This is a genomic window from Pseudomonas sp. 9_2_1, from assembly GCF_059295275.1.
Genome location: NZ_CM181239.1, coordinates 3,628,250 through 3,646,183 on the forward strand (window position 1 = coordinate 3,628,250; position 17,934 = coordinate 3,646,183).

18 protein-coding genes are annotated in these 17,934 nt (G+C 63.5%); 3 read left to right on the forward strand and 15 right to left on the reverse strand.

What is annotated here, in order from left to right; genetic code table 11:
- Window positions 1-11 precede the first annotated feature (11 nt).
- On the reverse strand, window positions 12-965 hold the full coding sequence (locus AC5O5I_RS16335; protein ID WP_494511155.1) for an ABC transporter substrate-binding protein: 954 nt from the start codon (window positions 963-965) through the stop codon (window positions 12-14).
- A 297-nt stretch (window positions 966-1,262) separates the two neighbouring features.
- On the opposite strand from AC5O5I_RS16335, the gene AC5O5I_RS16340 reads away from it, so the two are divergent.
- The 3 genes from AC5O5I_RS16340 (at window position 1,263) to AC5O5I_RS16350 (ending at window position 4,116) form a co-directional block, all read left to right on the forward strand.
- A complete protein-coding gene (locus tag AC5O5I_RS16340; RefSeq protein WP_494511156.1) occupies window positions 1,263-1,871 on the forward strand; it encodes a cysteine dioxygenase family protein in 609 nt (202 codons plus the stop codon).
- Window positions 1,868-3,451, forward strand: coding sequence for a rhodanese-related sulfurtransferase (locus AC5O5I_RS16345; RefSeq protein WP_494511157.1), 1,584 nt, complete (start codon window positions 1,868-1,870; stop codon window positions 3,449-3,451). The genes AC5O5I_RS16340 and AC5O5I_RS16345 overlap by 4 nt, the downstream gene beginning before the upstream one ends.
- Window positions 3,452-3,780: 329 nt before the next feature.
- On the forward strand, window positions 3,781-4,116 hold the full coding sequence (locus AC5O5I_RS16350) for a hypothetical protein (protein ID WP_494511158.1): 336 nt from the start codon (window positions 3,781-3,783) through the stop codon (window positions 4,114-4,116).
- An 88-nt stretch (window positions 4,117-4,204) separates the two neighbouring features.
- Here the strand turns inward: AC5O5I_RS16350 and AC5O5I_RS16355 are convergent, their stop codons facing one another.
- The 14 genes from AC5O5I_RS16355 to AC5O5I_RS16420 form a co-directional block, all read right to left on the reverse strand.
- Window positions 4,205-4,675: a GNAT family N-acetyltransferase gene (locus tag AC5O5I_RS16355; RefSeq protein ID WP_494511159.1), complete on the reverse strand. Its 471-nt coding sequence runs from the start codon at window positions 4,673-4,675 to the stop codon at window positions 4,205-4,207.
- A 362-nt stretch (window positions 4,676-5,037) separates the two neighbouring features.
- Window positions 5,038-5,739 (reverse strand): arsenical resistance protein ArsH, encoded by a 702-nt coding sequence (gene arsH, locus AC5O5I_RS16360; protein ID WP_494511160.1) that lies wholly within the window; start codon window positions 5,737-5,739, stop codon window positions 5,038-5,040.
- A 12-nt stretch (window positions 5,740-5,751) separates the two neighbouring features.
- Window positions 5,752-6,222, reverse strand: a complete 471-nt coding sequence (locus AC5O5I_RS16365; RefSeq protein WP_172223172.1) for an arsenate reductase ArsC — start codon at window positions 6,220-6,222, stop codon at window positions 5,752-5,754.
- A gap of 28 nt (window positions 6,223-6,250) precedes the next feature.
- On the reverse strand, window positions 6,251-7,534 hold the full coding sequence (locus AC5O5I_RS16370) for an arsenic transporter (RefSeq protein WP_494511161.1): 1,284 nt from the start codon (window positions 7,532-7,534) through the stop codon (window positions 6,251-6,253).
- Between the two features lie 21 nt (window positions 7,535-7,555).
- Complete coding sequence (locus AC5O5I_RS16375; RefSeq protein ID WP_172223164.1) at window positions 7,556-7,903, reverse strand: metalloregulator ArsR/SmtB family transcription factor; 348 nt, start codon at window positions 7,901-7,903, stop codon at window positions 7,556-7,558.
- A 115-nt stretch (window positions 7,904-8,018) separates the two neighbouring features.
- A complete protein-coding gene (locus AC5O5I_RS16380; RefSeq protein WP_494511162.1) occupies window positions 8,019-9,383 on the reverse strand; it encodes a sensor histidine kinase in 1,365 nt (454 codons plus the stop codon).
- Window positions 9,380-10,042, reverse strand: coding sequence for a response regulator (locus AC5O5I_RS16385; protein WP_172223155.1), 663 nt, complete (start codon window positions 10,040-10,042; stop codon window positions 9,380-9,382). Before AC5O5I_RS16385 ends, AC5O5I_RS16380 begins: the two co-directional genes overlap by 4 nt.
- Before the next feature lie 2 nt (window positions 10,043-10,044).
- The gene (locus tag AC5O5I_RS16390; protein WP_172223151.1) at window positions 10,045-10,686 is read right to left on the reverse strand and encodes a tetratricopeptide repeat protein; all 642 of its coding nucleotides are present in this window, start codon (window positions 10,684-10,686) and stop codon (window positions 10,045-10,047) included.
- On the reverse strand, window positions 10,683-11,489 hold the full coding sequence (locus tag AC5O5I_RS16395) for an SDR family oxidoreductase (protein ID WP_494511163.1): 807 nt from the start codon (window positions 11,487-11,489) through the stop codon (window positions 10,683-10,685). The genes AC5O5I_RS16390 and AC5O5I_RS16395 overlap by 4 nt, the downstream gene beginning before the upstream one ends.
- Entirely contained in the window at window positions 11,476-12,156 is a 681-nt protein-coding gene (locus AC5O5I_RS16400) for an iron-containing redox enzyme family protein (protein ID WP_172223144.1), read from the reverse strand. Before AC5O5I_RS16400 ends, AC5O5I_RS16395 begins: the two co-directional genes overlap by 14 nt.
- 8 nt (window positions 12,157-12,164) lie before the next feature.
- A complete protein-coding gene (locus tag AC5O5I_RS16405; RefSeq protein ID WP_494511164.1) occupies window positions 12,165-13,631 on the reverse strand; it encodes an AMP-binding protein in 1,467 nt (488 codons plus the stop codon).
- Window positions 13,621-14,298 (reverse strand): thermostable hemolysin, encoded by a 678-nt coding sequence (locus tag AC5O5I_RS16410; RefSeq protein ID WP_494511165.1) that lies wholly within the window; start codon window positions 14,296-14,298, stop codon window positions 13,621-13,623. Before AC5O5I_RS16410 ends, AC5O5I_RS16405 begins: the two co-directional genes overlap by 11 nt.
- 341 nt (window positions 14,299-14,639) lie before the next feature.
- Window positions 14,640-15,959, reverse strand: a complete 1,320-nt coding sequence (locus tag AC5O5I_RS16415) for a serine hydrolase domain-containing protein (protein ID WP_172221375.1) — start codon at window positions 15,957-15,959, stop codon at window positions 14,640-14,642.
- 20 nt (window positions 15,960-15,979) lie between these two features.
- On the reverse strand, window positions 15,980-17,833 hold the full coding sequence (locus tag AC5O5I_RS16420; protein ID WP_494511166.1) for a DUF1302 domain-containing protein: 1,854 nt from the start codon (window positions 17,831-17,833) through the stop codon (window positions 15,980-15,982).
- Window positions 17,834-17,934: the final 101 nt, after the last annotated feature.

Genomic DNA, 17,934 nt, shown 5'->3' on the forward strand with positions numbered 1-17,934 from the left:
TGCAAGTCCTTTCACTGATGGCTGAGCACGGGGGCGTTGAGGGCCGCACCGAACGAGGTGTCGAACAGGTCCGCCGCCGGGTAGGCCTTGATCAGGCCAAGCCCGGCGAAGAAGTCCACGGTCTTCTGCGCATCGACGATCACCTGCGGGTTCAGCGGCGCCAGGTCGGTACGCGCGCGCGCGAACCAGGCGCGGGCGATGTCGCGGTCGGCGCGGGTGCGTTGGGCCCAGGCATCGGCATAGGCTTCGGTGTTGGCCGGGGCATCGAGGGTCCAGTCACGGGCCGTTTTCAGGCGCTGCAGGAAGTCGGCAATCTGCGCGCGCTTGTCCTCCACGGCCTTGCTGTTGGCCACCACGAAGCTCTGCGCCGGGATCACACCCTCGGCCGTGGCCAGCACGCGGGCACCCTGCCGCTCCTGCTGGGTGACGTAGGGCTCCCAGGTGGCGATCACGTCCACCGCGCCGCCCTCCAGGGCGTGGGAGGCATCCAGGGCACCGAGGTAGCGCAGTTCAAGGGCATCGCGGGGTACGCCAGCCTTGTCCAGGGCACTGAACAGCAGTTGCTGGCTCCACGAACCTTTCCAGATCGCCGCACGTTTGCCGCGCAAGTCCTGCAGGCTGTGGATGGGTGAATCCTTGCGCGCCAGGATCGCCACGCCTTCGAGGTTCTGCCGGCTGACCGCAATCACCTTGATCGGCGCCTTCAGCGCACCGAGGAACAACGGCGGCGCATCGCCCAGCAGGCCGACATCGAGGCTGCCGACGTTGAGTGCCTCGGCCACCGGTGAACCTGCGGTGAACTGCTTCCATTCCAGGGTATAGGGCAAATCGTCGAGCACCCCGGCGGCCTCCATCACCGCGCGGGCGTTGTAGCTCTGGTCACCGACGACCAGTGTCTGGGCGGCGGCAGCAATGCTGAAGGTGGTGGCCAGCAGCGTGGCGGCCAGGTGTTTGATATAGCGCACGTTCGTCTCCGAATACCCGCCTGGGGTATGTGAGGCGATCCGCGCGTGCGGTCTCGTCCTGGTTTTTTTTATAGCCCTAAGGAATTAATGTCCTATTTTTAATAATCTAAAGCCTGTATAGCAGTCTGTGAAATGCACATTAGGCATAACCTCATGCCTTTGACTGACCGTCATTTCAAAACAGAACAACGCCGGTGTAAATGCGTTATTTGCATATTAGCTTATGATAATTTTGCATTTTGAGAATAGAAAAGAGGTTTGCTAGGGTTAACTGAAACCCGAAAGCCGAGCCTGACCATGACCCATAACCTGCGCCCGGAGCGCTTGCGCCATTTCATCGATCGCCTCGCCGCCCTGCTTGATCAGCAACCTGACGAAGCCACCCTGCTCGACGCCGGCGAAAAACTGCTGGCCGCCCTGATCGCCCATGATGACTGGCTGCCTGACGAGTACGCCCAGCCCGCCCCGGAGCGCTACCAGCAGCACCTGTTGCATTGCGACTCGCGGCAGCGCTTTTCGCTGCTGAGCTTCGTCTGGGGGCCGGGGCAGCAGACGCCGGTGCATGATCACAGGGTCTGGGGCCTTATCGGCATGCTGCGCGGTGCTGAAATCGCGCAAGGCTTTGTGCGTGACGCTGGCGGTTCACTGCGCCCCAGCGGTACGCCGGTACGTTTGGAACCGGGCCAGGTCGAAGCCGTGTCGCCGCGCGTCGGCGACATTCACCAGGTCAGCAATGCCTTCACCGACCAGGTGTCGATCAGCATCCACGTCTACGGTGGCAACATCGGCGCGGTGAAGCGTGCGGTGTACACCGAGGACGGCAGCGAGAAACCGTTCATTTCCGGCTACTCCAACACCCGCCTACCCAATATCTGGGACCTGTCCAAAGAGAACCTCGCCCAATGAGCACCGCCACCGCCCGCCACTACCACGACATCCGCCGCGCCCTTCTGGCCCGGGAGGAACTGGCCCTGATCGACGTGCGCGAAGAGGCCCCGTTCGCCCAGGACCACCCACTGTTCGCGGCCAACATTCCGTTGTCGAAACTGGAGCTGGAGGTGCTCGCCCGGGTGCCACGCCAGGACACTGCAATCACCGTCTACGACAATGGCGAAGGCCTCGCCGCCTTGGCCGCGAAACGCCTGCTGGCGCTGGGCTACAGCGACGTGGCCGTGCTCGACGGCGGCCTTGCCGGGTGGCGCGACGCCGGTGGCGAGTTGTTCCGCGACGTCAACGTACCGAGCAAAGCCTTTGGCGAACTGGTAGAAAGCGTGCGCCATACGCCTTCGCTGGCCGCCGAGCAGGTACAAGCGCTGCTGGATGAAAAGGCCGATGTGGTGGTGCTCGATGCCCGCCGCTTCGACGAATACCAGACCATGAGCATCCCCGGGGGCATCAGCGTGCCCTGCGCCGAACTGGTGCTGCGTGTGGCAGAACTGGCGCCGGACCCGTCCACCCAGGTTGTGATCAACTGCGCAGGGCGCACCCGCAGCATCATCGGCACCCAGTCGCTGGTCAACGCCGGCATTCCCAACCCGGTGGCGGCCTTGCGCAACGGCACCATTGGCTGGACCCTGGCCGGCCAGCCGCTGGCGCACGGTCAGGCGCGGCGGTTTGCCCAGGTCGGGGCCGGCACTCAGGCCAAGGCTGCACGCCAGGCCCGTGCGGTAGCCGACCGGGCCGGGGTCTTGCGCCTGGACCGCTCCGAGCTGGCGCAATGGCAGGCCGAAGCCAACCGCACCACCTACCTGTTCGACGTGCGTACGCCCGAGGAATACAGTGCCGGTCACCTGCCGGGCAGCCGCTCGGTACCGGGCGGGCAGCTGGTTCAGGAAACCGACCACGTCGCCAGCGTGCGCGGCGCGCGCATTGTGCTGGTAGATGACGACGGCGTGCGCGCCAACATGAGTGCCTCGTGGCTGGCGCAGATGGGTTGGCAGGTGGCAGTGCTCGACGGGCTTGAAGCGGCGCACTTCAGCGCCAGCGGCGAATGGCAGCCGCCGCTGCCAGGCTTGCCCGACGTCGACCAGGTCGAAGTGGAGCAACTGGCCAGCTGGCTGCAGGAAGACGGCACCGTGCTGCTGGACTTCACCACCAGCGCCAACTACGTCAAGCGCCATATCCCTGGCGCGCACTGGGTAATCCGGGCCCAGCTGGCCGCAGCACTGGAGCAGCTGCCCGAGGCCAGCCGTTACGTGCTGACCTGCGGCAGCAGCCTGCTGGCCCGCTTTGCCGCCCGCGACCTGCAGGCGCTGACGGCTACCCCGGTGTACCTGCTGAACGGCGGTACCGCCCGCTGGATCGCTGCCGGGCAACCGCTGCAAAGCGGTGAAACGCACTTGGCCGTCCCCCGCAGCGACCGTTATCAGCGTCCCTACGAGGGTACGGACAACCCGCGCGAGGCCATGCAAGGTTACCTCGACTGGGAGTTCGGCCTGATCGCCCAACTTGAACGCGATGGTACCCACCAGTTCAAGGTGCTTTGAACCGAACCCACAGACACCCGGAGCGCTGATGCCAGTCAGTCAAAGCCAATGGGGCTGCTGCGCAGCCCATCGCCGGCAAGCCAGCTCCCACCCGGACCGCATCGAATTCAAGCCATGCGCCGTACTTGTGGGAGCCTGGCTTGCCGGCGATGGGCCGCAAAGCGGCCCCAATTGCTTAGACCCAGACCACATCGAATTCAAGCCATGCGCCATATTTGTGGGAGCCCGGCTTGCCGGCGATGGGCCGCAAGGCGGCCCCAGTTGCTTAAACCCAGACCGCATCAAATTCAAGCCATGCGCCGTACCTGTGGGAGCCTGGCTTGCCGGCGATGGCGCAACGGGTAGGCGAAGTATTGTTCAAGACCGATTCGATGGTGTTCATCCCTAAAGTCTACGTCGTGGATGACGACTTCGACCCCACCAACCTGCGCGAGGTCGCCTGGGTGCTGTCGACCCGCGTTCACCCTGTAGGCCGCCGCGCGGTGTTCGAAGACCAGCGCGTGATCCGCCTGCCGCAGTGTTACGAGGAGCAGGAATACGTCGCTGGCAAAGGCGCCAAGGTAGTCTTCGATACCCTGCATACCCAGCGCCATCTGCACGCCTCGTTTGCGCAGGGTTACCCGGAAGAAGTGCGCAAGCGCGTGCTGGAAAACTGGCCGGACTGACAGCCTGCAAGCAACGGCGGCAGCCGATCACTGCGCCTGCGGCAATGCCGCCATGTGCACGCGCCCGGTTCGACAACACCAATGCGTGTTAGCCGATCAAGCGTTTGTGCATGGGCGTGCATGCCAGCTCAAGCCCCGAAGGCGAGGTATAGATCCCCGCGGCGTCCCCGTGATAACCACACCGTTTGTAGAAGGGCGTGGCATTCGGGGTCGCATCCAGATGGATCTCGGCAAGCCCTGCTTCAAGCGCCAGGCGCTCGAGATGCCGGACCATGGCCTTGCCAATCCCCTGCCCCATGAATGCAGGCAGCACAAACAGCGCCCCCAACTCCCCGGACTGGAAATCGATCAGCCCGGTGGCAACCGGCAACGCGTCCCACCATGCAATGTGGTAGTCCCGTTCTACGCTGGCCCGGTACCTGTCGGTCAACGGCACCTGCGTCCAGGCGTGCACCTGTTCCGGCGTATACACGCTGATGCACTGATGCCGTATCGCCTGAAGCCGGATATCGAACGCGGCCTCGGCGTCGTTGTACCGGGCTGGACGGATTTGCAACATGCTCACTCTCCTTGTCGTGGTTGATCATGACCGGAGCATTAAAAAGCCCCGACCATTGATGGCGGGGCTTGGGGATGCGTCAGAAGTTACCCACGCAACGTCCTATGGCCCGCCGGAAGCGGTCATCAGGGGACGCATCATGTTCACACGAATGTCATTAGCCATGGCAGCAGCATGTGATGCTTCATGGGGGGTGCCAATTGCGGGGTACAGAGGTGACCCAACACCCGAAGCGGACGGCGTTATGTTCGGTGCGGGCCTGGAGGTGTTCGGCATGACATTTTCAGCACAGAGCGTTAGATAGTCTGGATCGCTGCAGCGTCCTCGGGGCAGCTTTTCTGCCTTCAATGCACATGGCGGCCTCATATCGAGCGCTGGTTTACGCGCATGGAAAGCTGTTCGGCGCTTTCTTTGCGTTCCGAATAACGATCCACCAGAAACTGCTGGCGATCACGTAACAGCAGGGTGAATTTCACCAGTTCTTCCATGACGTCCACCACGCGATCGTAGTACGCCGACGGTTTCATGCGGCCTGCGTCGTCGAACTCCAGATAGGCCTTGGGCACCGACGACTGGTTGGGGATAGTGAACATGCGCATCCAGCGGCCCAGCACCCGCAGTTGGTTGACTACGTTGAACGATTGCGAGCCACCGCAGACCTGCATCACCGCCAGTGTCTTGCCCTGGGTGGGGCGCACGGCGCCAAGCGCCAGGGGAACCCAGTCGATCTGGGCCTTGAACACGGCAGATATTGCGCCGTGACGCTCCGGCGAGCACCAGACCTGGCCTTCCGACCACAGCACCAGATCACGCAGCTCCTGCACCTTGGGATGCTCCACCGGCACGTCGTCAGGTAGCGGCAGGCCAGAGGGATTGAACAGACGCGTCTCGGCGCCGAAGTGCTCCAGCAGGCGCGCTGCTTCTTCTACCAGCAAGCGGCTGAAGGAGCGCTCGCGGGTCGACCCATATAGCAACAGGATGCGCGGCTTGTGCGCGCTGGCAGGGATTTCAGCTGGCGGCAGGTCGAACAGCGAGAGATCGAGATTAGGCAGTTGCTCGGACATGTTTCCTCCTGCTCAGAGAGCACCAATGCGATCCAGCTCGCGTTTGAGCTGGTCGCGGCCAAGGATGTCGAAAGGAAGAGCGAGGAACGCCCGGCAGCGCAACTCGATGCGGGCCAGGGTGGCGTGGAATGCAGCGTCGATCGACGCTTCGTCAGCCACGACATCGGACGGATCCTCAAGCCCCCAGTGCGATTTCAGTGCAGGGCCGAAATATACCGGGCAAGCTTCACCGGCAGCCTTGTCGCAAACGGTGATGACGATATCAGGAGGGCAACCCTCGAACGCGTCATTGCCCTTGCTGCTCAGCCCATCCGTCGCGATGCCGGCATTCTGCAAGGTGGTCAGGCTGCGCGGCAACACCTGGCCTTTCGGAAAGCTGCCGGAACTGACGGCTTCAAATCCGTGAGGCGCCAGGTGATTGAACATGGCCTCGGAAAGGATACTGCGGCAGCTGTTGGCTGTGCACATGAACAGGACTCGCATGGGGGGCTCCTCCGCTTCGTGGCGGATGTCAGAGGCTAAGGCGCAATGCCAGGGCCGAAAGGGTGATCAACAGAACTGGCAGCGTCAGCAGGATGCCGACCTTGAAGTAGTACCCCCAGGTGATGCGCATGCCTTTGCGCTCCAGCACGTGCAGCCAGAGCAGCGTGGCGAGGCTGCCGATGGGGGTGATTTTGGGGCCGAGATCGCAGCCGATGACGTTGGCGTAGATCATCGCTTCACGCACCAGCCCTTGCGCCTCGCTGGCCTGAATCGACAAGGCGCCGAGCAGCACGCTGGGCATGTTGTTCATGACCGAAGACAGCAATGCAGCGATCAACCCGGTGCCGATGGCGGCGCTCCACAGCCCTTGCTGCGCAAGGCGATCGAGCAGGTGCGTGAGCATATCGGTGAGACCGGCGTTCTTCAGCCCGTACACCACCAGGTACATGCCTAGAGAGAAGACCACCACCTGCCAGGGCGCTTCGCGCAGTACACGACGGGTTGAGATGCGATGCCCGCGAGCGGCGACGGCAAAGAGGATTGCCGCACAAGTTGCAGCTACCGCACTGATCGGAATACCCAGTGGTTCCAGGGCGAACAGGCCGATCAGCAATACCACCAGTACCCAGCCACCGACGTTGAAGGTCGCGCGGTCATGAATCGCCTCGCTCGGCGGCTTCAGGGCCGCGACTGTGTAATGCCTCGGGATATCACGGCGGAAGAACAGGAACAGCACCAGTAGGGTTGCGGCCACGCTGACGAAATTCACCGGCACCATCACCGAGGCGTATTCGCTGAAGCCGAGCCTGAAATAGTCGGCCGAGACGATGTTCACCAGATTGGAGACTACCAGCGGCAGGCTCGCCGTGTCGGCGATGAAGCCGGCGGCCATGACGAAGGCTAGCGTCGCGGCGGGCGAGAAACGTAGCGCAAGCAGCATCGACATGACGATGGGCGTGAGTATCAGCGCCGCACCATCGTTGGCGAACAGCGCTGACACCGCAGCACCGAGCAGCACGCAGAACGCGAACAATCGATAGCCACTGCCGTTTGCCCAGCGTGCCACGTGCAGCGCGGCCCACTCGAAGAACCCCGCCTCGTCCAGCAGCAGGCTGATGATGATGACGGCGATGAAGGTGGCGGTGGCGTTCCAGACAATGGCCCACACGGTCGGGATGTCATGCAGCGAAACGGCACCCGCCGCCAGGGCTATGAGGGCACCGAGCGCGGCACTCCAGCCAACGCCAAGCCCCTTCGGTTGCCAGATGACCAGGATGAGGGTGAAAACAAAGACGGCGATTGCGACCAGCATGAAGATCTCGCTCGATGTGGGTCAGCAGCAGGCAGCGTCACGGACGGGGCGACCGTCCATGTTCTGCAACCGAAGCGAGTTGCCTGCCAGCCACTGTGAGTTGGCCTGCAAGGTCATCTGCAGCATTTCATGCACCCAGGCGGGAAGCTCCGGGTTAAGGCGGTAGTACACCCACTGCCCCTGGCGACGATCCAACAGCATGCCATTGCTGCGCAGCTGCGCGAGGTGGCGGCTTATCTTGGGTTGGCTGTCGTTCAGCGCGCACATCAGTTCGCAGACACACAGTTCACCGAGGCTGGCGATCAGCAGGGTGGCGCGAGCACGGGTCTCGTCGGATAGGCTCTTGAACACATCGGGCGGGGTAATCATGGCGGCACCAATACATATGGATAGCCGAATATACGGATTTACATATGTCATGTGCAAGGATTTCTAGAACAATCATCAAACCGTACAGGGCCAGATGCGTGAGAGCGTGGTGGACTCAGTCCACCGGGAGCAGCACCGTGGCGGCTAGCCCACCGCCAGCCCGGTTGTGCAAACGCACGTGGCCACCCAGCCGGTCGACGATGGTCGCTACGATGGACAGTCCAAGGCCTGCACCATTCGGGCTATTACGGCTGTAAAAACGCTCGAATACGCGCGACAGACTCGCTTCATCGATACCCGGCCCCTCGTCCTCGACGACCAGTTCGAAGTGATTGTCCAGGCGCCTGAGTGACACGGTGATGCGGCCAGCGGGCGGTGAGTGCTCCACCGCGTTGGACACCAGGTTCTGCAGGGCAATGCCCAGGGCGCCGGCATCGATCGCCAGGTGATGGTCGCCTTCACCGATGTCCAACGAGGGCTCAAGCCCGCGGTCCAATATCCACGGGGTCAGGTCAGCCAAGGTCTCGGTGACCACGGCGGCCAGGTCGACCTGTGTGCTCGCGCGCTGCCCCAACCTTGGCTCGACACGGGCGAGCGTAAGTAACTGGTTGACCACCCGGGTGAGCCGGTCGACCCCACCCATCAGAAAGCCCAGCGCCTTTTGCCGCTCGGCATCGCTGCCGGCCTCCAGCGCGTTTTGCGCATGCAGCCGCAGAACGGCCAGGGGTGTACGCATTTCGTGGGCGGCATCGGCAATGAACCGATGCTCACGCCGCAACAAGTCCTCGATCTGCGCCAGCAAGCGGTTGATGGCGGCCTGCATGGGCTCTAGCTCCGAGGGCAGCGGCACCAACTGCAGCGGCTCCAGCGAATCGGCGTGACGCCCACGGATGACGTTGGCCATGTTCTGCAACGGCCGCAATCCCCAGCCGATAGCGGCCCAAACCAGCAGTGCCAAGGCCAGGCTGCCGAGCAGAAACGGGAACAGGGTGTGCCGAACGATGCGGTCGATAAGGTCGTAGCGCACATCGTCGCGCTCGCCTACCCAGATCACCCAATGCCGTTCCGGTACCGGCAGCACAAAGCCGCGCCACTGCTTGCCACCACTGGATAAATCGTAAAACCCGGGGGCCGTCGGTGGAGGGTCGATGCTCGGCGCACTGGGTGTGTGCACTATCAGGCCAGCGCCGTCCTGCCAGACCTGGAAGGCCAACTTGCTCTCGTAGGGGTGGCCTACCCGATGGTGACCCGCCTGTGCCAATGCCACGTTGAATGCCTGGTACATCGCTTCACGCGAGCCACTTTGCACCGGCAGGCTCATGACGCCTTGCAGCAAGCGAGCGTTCTGGGCCAGGTGCGCGTCGTACACTTCGTTAATTTCATGACGGCTGTCGTGATAGTTATAGAGTGCCAGCAGGCCGGAACCCAGCAGCAGCAACAGCATCACCCGCCACAGGGTGCGCTGGCGCAGCGAGCTCATGCCTTGGCCTCGACCAGGTAACCAATGCCGCGCACCGTGCGAATGAGGCCGTTGAACAGCTTCTTGCGCAGGTGGTAGATATTCACCTCCAACGTATTGCTCTCGGGCTCCTCATCCCAGCCATACAGCAACTGGGTCAGGCGTTCACGGGTGAAAACCTTGCCGGGTTGCGCCAGCAACTCATGCAGCAGCACGTACTCCTTCGGCGTCAGTACCACTTCAACGCCGTGGTAGTGAACCTGCTGGGTGGCCGGGTCGAGGCTGACCCCGGCATGTTCGATCAACACCTTGGCGCGCCCGGCGCTGCGGCGCAGCAAAGCCCTGAGGCGCGCCTTCAACTCGTTGAGGTCGAACGGCTTGACCAGATAGTCGTCGGCACCTGCGTCCAGGCCGGTGATGCGATCGTCGAGGGCATCCCGTGCGGTGAGGATCAGCACCGGCAGGCTGTCGCCGCCGGCGCGTACCCGCCGCAGCAGTTCAATGCCATCCATGCGGGGCAATCCCAGATCCAGGATCACCAGGTCGAAGGTCTCGTGCTGCAACGCATGCAAGCCACTGACACCGTCCCGCAACCAGTCGAGGGTATAGCCCTGCTGGCGCAAGCCGTCACAGATCCCTTCGCCCAGCGCGATGTCATCCTCAACCAGCAATAGCCGCATGTTCAGTCCTGTTTGTCCTTGATCGCCTTGAGTAAAGCATCGATATCGGCCCGGCGGCCCTGGTCAGCCAGCTCGCGCCCCGGCCGGGGCGGTGCCTGCAAAGCCTTTTGCAGGGCTGCGGTAGCCTCCGGGTAGCGCTTCTGCCGATACAGATGATCAGCCCAGAAATAGTTGCTGTCGATACCGTTGGGATTGATCTGCAAGGCTTTGCGCAGCATCTTGTCGGCCATCTCGGTATCACCGAAACCAATCGGCCAGCCGGGCACTTGATCGTACAACGTGCCCAGGCTGGTATAGGCGGAGCCCTGCAGGGCGTTGGGGTCCAGCTTCATGGCCTGCTCCAGGCTTGCCCTCGCCGCCTTGACCTTGCCCAGTGCGCCAAGGCCACCGGTGGCGCCCGCCCAGCTGCTGTTGATGATGCCATCCCAGATCAGTGGCTCAGCTGTGCCGGGGTATTGATGCACGAATGCAGCCGCGTCACCCGCCAGTTGTTCGAAGGCGTCGGCGCGCTTGTCCTTGGGTAACTGGTACTGGATCTGTGCCCAGCGCTGCTGCAGCTCGCTCAGGTGCTGCGTACCTGCCTGGTCCAATGCCCAGGTAACGGGGGCGAAGGCCAGCAAGCTGGCAATAAGCAGTCGCTTCATTTGATCGATTCCTTGGAGTGGCTACCGATGTAGCGGCGGATGACAGGCAGTTGTTTGCGCAGTGCTCGATCGACCACTCCCGGCAACATGCCGTTGATGCGCACGAAGAGCTTTTCCGGCCAGCCCAGGTACAGTTCGCTGCGTTCTGACTGCACCGCCTCGAGCACTGCACGAGCGACATCCGCCGGGTCGTCCATGCCGACCTTCAACGCCTGATTGAGCGCTGTTGCAGCGCTGCTGTTCATCGCCGTACGCGTCGCCCGGGGCGCTGCATAGAGCACATTCACCGCGGTATCGGCCAGCTCGCGGCGAAGCGCTTCCGAGAAGCCGCGCAGCGCGAACTTGCTGGCGCAGTAGGTGGCATAGCCGGGATAGCCGATCGAGCCATAGGTGGAGCCGACATTGACCACCAACGCCTTGGGCTGGGCGCGCAGCAACGGAAGGCAGGCACGGGTCAATTGCAGAGGGGCCTTGAGGTTGATGTCCAGCAACTCGTCGAGCGCGTGCTCGTCCAGTTGGTCGAGCAAGGCGAAGCGGTTCACCCCGGCAGCGTTGATCAGCACATTGACGCCACCCATTTCGCGGGCCCGAGCGACCACCTGCTCGCGCCCCTCCTGGTTACGCAGGTCGGCGGTCTGCCAACGCAGCCGGTCCGGGTAGCGGTTCATCAGGCCTGCCAGCTTGCCCATGTGCCGGCTGACCGCCAGCACCCGGGCACCGGCTGCGCACAGTTGTTCGGCCAGCTCCAGGCCGATGCCACCACTGGCACCGGTAAGAATCACCACGGACTCAGGCAAACGCATGGCGCACCTCGTGCTGCCCGGCGCGTGGCAGGCCTTGGAACATCTCGGTGTACAGACGGTAGACGATCCTGGCAGCGTGAATGACGGCTAGCTGGTCACTCTCATCATCGAGGCGGTCCATCAGCTGTTTATAGGTCACCATGTGGTCCTGGTCGAGCGCACCATGGGAGCTGAGGTAGCTGAAGGCCTGCTCAGGCAGGGCAAGCGTACTTTGGATAGCGCCCGCAGCCTGGGTAGCCAAGGCGATGCTGGTGCCTTCGAGCACATTGACCATGCCAAACAGCCCTACCGGGTTGCCACGGGCGATCAAGTCGTAAAGGTAGGCGACCATCAGCTCGATCGATTGCGCTGGCCGACCGTCACGTACGGCCTCCCAGTTGCCGCCGCAGGCCTTGATGTCGTTGAGGATCCACTGCTCGTGGCCGTACTCCTCCTCTATGTATTCGCACACGGCACCGCGCAGCCACTCCAGGCGCGACGGCAGACGCGCGCCACACGCCATCATCAGCGGGACGGTGTGGCGCACATGGTGATAGGCCTGGGTGAGGAAGGCGATGTAGCTGTCCAGGCTGACCTGGCCGACCAGCGCGTCCCGTATGACCGGCACGGCGAACAACGCGTGACGTTCCTGGGTAGTTTGTGTTTGCAGAGTGTCGAAAAAGGACATGGTCAACCTCACAGCGAAATGTCGGATAACAGGGTGTGATAGCGCTGCAGGATCGCCTCGCGTCGCGGGCGGCCGTTGGCAGTCAAGGTTTCGTCACGGTCGCTCAATGGCGCGGGAAGACGGCGCCAGGTATGCACCCGGGCGTAATCGGGCAATTGCGCGTTGCTGTTTTGTACGGCCTGTTCGATGGCCTCATCGCTGGCCGTGGGGTCCAGTGGCCAGAGCAGTGCCAGGTTGCGCGGCAGGCCTTCGCCATGCACGAACGCCTGGGCAATCACGCCGCCTTGGGTGAGCTCGGACTCTACCCATTCCGGATTGACGTTACGCCCGAAACTGGTGATGAACTGGTGCTTCTTGCGTCCGTCCAGGTAGAGGTAACCCTCTTCGTCGAGGTGACCCAGGTCACCCGTTGCCCACCACTTGTCGCTGACAGGTGTGTCCCCCAGGTAGCCCAGCAAGGTCGAGCCGGCCACAAGCACCTCGCCATCACCCGAGATGCGCACCTGCACATGGGGCAACGGCTTGCCAACGCTGCCAGCGCGCACAGCCCCTGGGCGGTTCAGCGCCACCACCGAGGCGCACTCGGACAGCCCGTAACCCTCGAACACCGGCAAGCCCACCGCCTCGGCCCGGGCCAGCAGGCTGGGGGATACGCGAGCGCCACCCACCGCCACGAACCGCAGCGGACCCACACGCATGAGCCCGCGCTCGATGGCAGTGACCAACCCCATCAGCAACTGCGGCACAAGGATCAGGCTGTGCGCGCCACTGAGCGCAATTGCCGCCAGCAAGCGCGTGAAATCCACCTGGCTTGCCCCGCCCATGCCCAGCTGTTGCTGCGGGTAGAGCTGGACGCAGGCGCCCGCAATGAGCGCGGCGTAAACGCCCAGGTTCTCCAGCAAGACACCCAGCGGCAGTACCGCCAGGTAATGCTGCGGCTGGGCGGGCCGGCTGGCAGCCTCCAGTTCACGCGCCACCCGCAGCATGGTCTCAGCCCCCAGGCACACGCCTTTGGGTGCCCCGGTGCTGCCAGAGGTATAGGTGATCTTTGCCGTGCCCGCCGGCATCGCAATGGCGCCGTGCGCTCGCCTCCAGAAGTCCCCTGGCTGATGCTGGGCAAAGCCTTGCTCGAGTAGCTGAGCCGTCCATGGTTGTTGGCACAGAACAATCGTGGCACCACTCTGCCTCAGGCAATGTCGGAACTGAGCCGCGCTGAAGAACGACGGTACGATCACACAAGGGCGCTCGGCGAACAGTGCCGCCAGGTCCCAGAACAGCACTTCAGGCCCGTTATCCAGTACCACCACGAACGCGCCCGGTGGTTCACTCTGCAAACGGGCGATACGGGACTCAACCTCGTCGAGAAGCCCCCTGTAAGTGAAACGCTGAACCGGGCCCTGCACAGCTACATCATCAGGTCTGTGCTCGGCATGCTGGAGCAGTAAAGCCCGAAAGGCGCTCGGTTCATGCGGCATGACCGGCCTCCGGGGCCAAGCAGGGAAACCCAAGGCGTTGGAACACCCCCCCGCGGGTCAGGGCATCGAAGCCAACGCCGATGCTGCCGGCGAATACCTGAGGACGTTGATCGTAGTAGCTACCCCATTGGTCCATCTGGCCCTGTAGACGTTCTGGGTCGGCCGCGGCCAATACCGTGGGCATCAATCCCAGCCGCCGGAAACTGTTGATCAGCGTCGCCGCGCCTGTGAATGTGACCCACTCAAGACCACGCATAGCTAACAGCCACGTCACGGCAATGATCATGATCCGCGCGCTGCCGGCGCTGAGTGACGCCAGGTTGCCCACCTCAACCATGCATGCTCGGTCCCGAGAAACGCCTGCAACCCGAGAGATGGCCGCCTCTATTGGCTCATCCAGATATCGCTCAAGGAACAGCGGACCTTCGCTCGCCGGTCGCATGCCGGCGGCGGCTATCAGTCGACCATGGCTGTCATGTAAGGCCAGCAGCTCTGGCAAGTAATGCTGCACATCTGCCTGATGCACGCTGGCAAAGCACTGGTGGATGAAATGCTGCAAGTCTTCACGTGCAGGATCACCTGCCACGTGGAGCGTCAGGTGAGCGTGATGGTCGGCATGGCTGCCGATGGGTAGCGGGAGCAGATTGCTCCAGTGAGGCTGGGTCATGAAACTCCCCCCGGTTTGGGTTCGACGGAGGGATTATCGGGGTCGAATCTGAATGGAATCTGAAGTCGAACAGGCTATTTGTGACCATGGTACGGCGCTTGGAATGAACGCATTCCCCTGCAAGGGCTGCGCATTGGCTGAACGTCCGCCAAGGGTCGAAAGCTGCCGGTCACGCCCCTTGGCGGACATCTGTAACCGGGGCCGCGTCGCGGCCCATCGCCGGCAAGCGCGGCTCCCACAGGTACAGCGCATGCCTGAAGGCTGGCGATATTCCTGTGGGAGCCGGCTTGCCGGCGATGAGGCCGGTACTGACTACAGAGCTTTGGATCAGCTGTTGCAAATCAACCCGGCAGTGCCGCCAACACCGCACCCACCATGCGATTGAACGTAGCCGGCGAGTCCACGATGCGCGCGGGGGCGTTTGCCTCGCCGTCAGCACGCGTGGCGCGACGGCCCTGGTCGGCGGTGGCCGAGAGCTTGACGATCACCAGTTCGCGACGGGGGTTGATGTAGATTTTCTGCCCGAAGCGCCCGCTGGCCTCGACGGAACCTTCACCGTCATTTTTTTGGTACCAGTAATTGCGGTAGCCGTAGCCAGGGCGCCCAGGGCCGAGGCTGCCTTGGGCGAACACTGCCGGGTCCGCAGGCTGGAAAGTGCTGTGCACCGCCTGGTTGAAACTGTCGCCCTTGGCATCGCGGGCCAGTTCGCGGCGTACCAGTTCGGCAAAGCGGGCGGTGTCGCGCAAGTTGCAGCTGATGCCGCCGCTGGCCATTTCGGTACCGAGCGGGTCGACTTGCACATAGGCATCGTCCTCGGCGAAGCGTGACCACAAACGCTGCTCGACCAACTGCGCCCAGTTCAGCCCGGTGATACGCCGCAACGCCCAGGCCAGCGCTTCCGGCGATCCGTTCTGGTAGAAGAACGGCGCCTGGCCAGCGGGGTTCGGCGCCTGCAGTACCTGCCGCAGGAAGCTGTAGATATCCCCTGGCATGCCCTCGCCCCTCGGGATCAGGCCGGTGGCGGCAAACAGGCCGAGGTCCGGCGGCATCTGCGCGGGGTACTGCACCGCCACCTGCATATCCAGGTTGGCCTGCACCGTCGCCTCGCCAAACGGCGTGCCGCGCAGTTCCGGCACGTAATGCGCCAGCGTACGTTGCGGGTCGAGCGCACCTTCAGCGATCAGCTGTGCGGCGATCAGGCCGGTGACCGACTTGGTCATCGACGCCCAGATGTGGGGCTGACCGGGTTGGAAGCCGTCCATATAACGCTCGAACACCACCTTGCCCCGGTGGAGCACGATCAGCCCGTCGGTGCTGGTTTGCTGCAGGTAGCCGGCCAAGGTCAACGGCTGGTCGCCGGCGCTGAAGGCCAGTTGGTCAAGCGCCGCCGCGCGGCCTTCGGTCAACGCCAGCGGTGTGGCTGCGCGGCCGATACTCCGGGTGGGTGACACCTCGCGGGCGTGGCGCATCGACCAGCGCAAGTACGGTGGCTGAAAGGCGTTGGCCTGGTTGACCCGCAACTCCGGCGCCGGAGGGAACCCCTCCATCACACCTTGCCCGGTCGGTGCACCGACCGCCAGGGTTGGGGCCAGGGCACCGGCCAGCACCAGGGCGATACCCGTCAGGTTGGCGGATGAAGGGTGCATGCTGCGCTTGGACATGGTCGTGCTCCTTGGTTGCACTAGAAGTTGGCGCCCACGCTGAACGCCACATAATCGCGGTCGCCGCGGGTGCCGTAATCGCCGTCGAGGTAATCGGTATAGGCCAGGCTGGCCCAGTACTGGCTGGCCAGGCTGAGGTCCACGCCCACGCTGATCGAGCGCGAGCCTTCGTTGAAGCCCGAGCTGTCCGCCGGTGAGTAACCCTTGACGTCATGGGCCCAGGCCAGGCCTGGGCGAATGTCCAGGCCTTGGATCAGGTTGGGGTAGCTCCAGGTCGCGCGCAGGCGGTAGCCCCAGGAAAAGGGTGTGACAAAGCCCTCGTCGTTGCAGTCGCCCGGGCTTTTCGAGATCGCCAGGCACAGGCTGTTGTCGGCCAGCTCGCCGTTGCCATAGGCACCGGAGCGGCCATACCGCGGCCCGAAACGCCCCTCCAGCCCGCCGACATAGGTGGCGCCCACTTCGCCCATCAGCAGAAGCTGGTTAGCGCCCATGACCTGGGTGAACGCCTGCACGGCCGATATCTGGGCCTGGGTCACCTCCTTGCGCCGGTAACCGTCGAAGGGTGTGTTGTCTGTCGCAGGGCGCAGGCCGTCGGCGTTGAGCGGGCTGCGGCCAGGGGCATTGAGCAATGACTGCAGCAGATCGTTGCCGTTGAGCTGCACCGGCATGTTCGGCCGGTAGCTCAGTTCGCCCTGCACGGCGGCACCGTTGCGCAGAGTGGTGGCGAAGGTCAGGCCGTACAGGCGGATGTCTTCGGGGTATTGCGCCCGGTACTGCGAGGTGCCCATGCGCAGCGCGCCGGCCAGGGTCTGCCCGTTGCTGGACGCCAGAAAGGCACCGCAATTGGCCAGCGCCACACCGACGTTGCCGCACAGTTCACGGGCAAAGCCCGAATTGGCGTAATAGCGGCTGCTGACAGTACCCAGGTACGGCGAGCGGCTGTGGTAATTGGCGGCGAAAAGGCCAAACTCGGTATCCAGTGGTTCAACGTACCAGTGCAGCGAAAAACCCCATTGGCCACCGTTGCGTGCATCCTGGTCGGCGCCCCGAGGCACGCGCACGCCCTCCTCCGTCAGCGTCACACCAAACGGGGCCAGGGCCGGCGACACGGCCGGGTTGGTCACCATCTGCCCGCCGACATCCAGCCCCTGGCAGCCTTCGGGCATGAAGTCGTTGCCGGAAAAGAACGTTGCGCAGTTTTCCAGTCGGGTCTGCTCCCAGTCCAGCTGGTAGAAGGCATCGAAAGACAGCGCCTGGTTGAGGTTCTGCGTGACATACAGCAGGTTGACCGGCGCCAGGGCGTCTTTCACTTCCGAGCCTGGCCGGCGCAGCGCAGCCTGGTTGAAGGGGTTGATCACGTTCAGCCCGCCCTGGATGAACAGGCTTTCCCCCCAGTTGACCACCTGTTTGCCCACCCGCAGCGAACCGGGCTCACCGCCAATGTCGTAGAGGCCATAGGCGAACGCATCGAGCAGCTCCGCCCCGGCGGTTTTCGCCGAAACCTGGCGGTTGCGCTCGTCGATGTCGACGGCCCGCTGGCTGTGGTCGCGCTGCGCGGTGTCATACCAGTAGGTGCCACGCAGGAAGACACCCACGTTATCGCGGTGCAGCTCCAGGTCATGGGTGCCTTTGAACATCGCCGAAAACACATCGCCCGAGCGGTAGTTGCGCCGCGCGTCGTTGCCATTGGCAGCCTGCAACTGCTGTTTGTCGGGGTTGGCAGTGCTGACGGCGGTACTCAATGACAGCGCCGAGTCGAAACGCCCTTGCAGCGAGCCAACGTTGAATTGAACGCCCGCAACCGGGGTGGCGAGCAGGCAGCACAGGGCCGCCAGCGGCGCCTGGCGCCGGCAGAATAGGAGGGTTGCGCTCACTCTTAACCTCTTGTTGTTTTATTAGAGAGGGAAATGATGGGTTCAGCGCGGACGCGCCGGCCGCCCAGGCCGGCGGTGTCGGTGACGAGCAGTATCAGGCA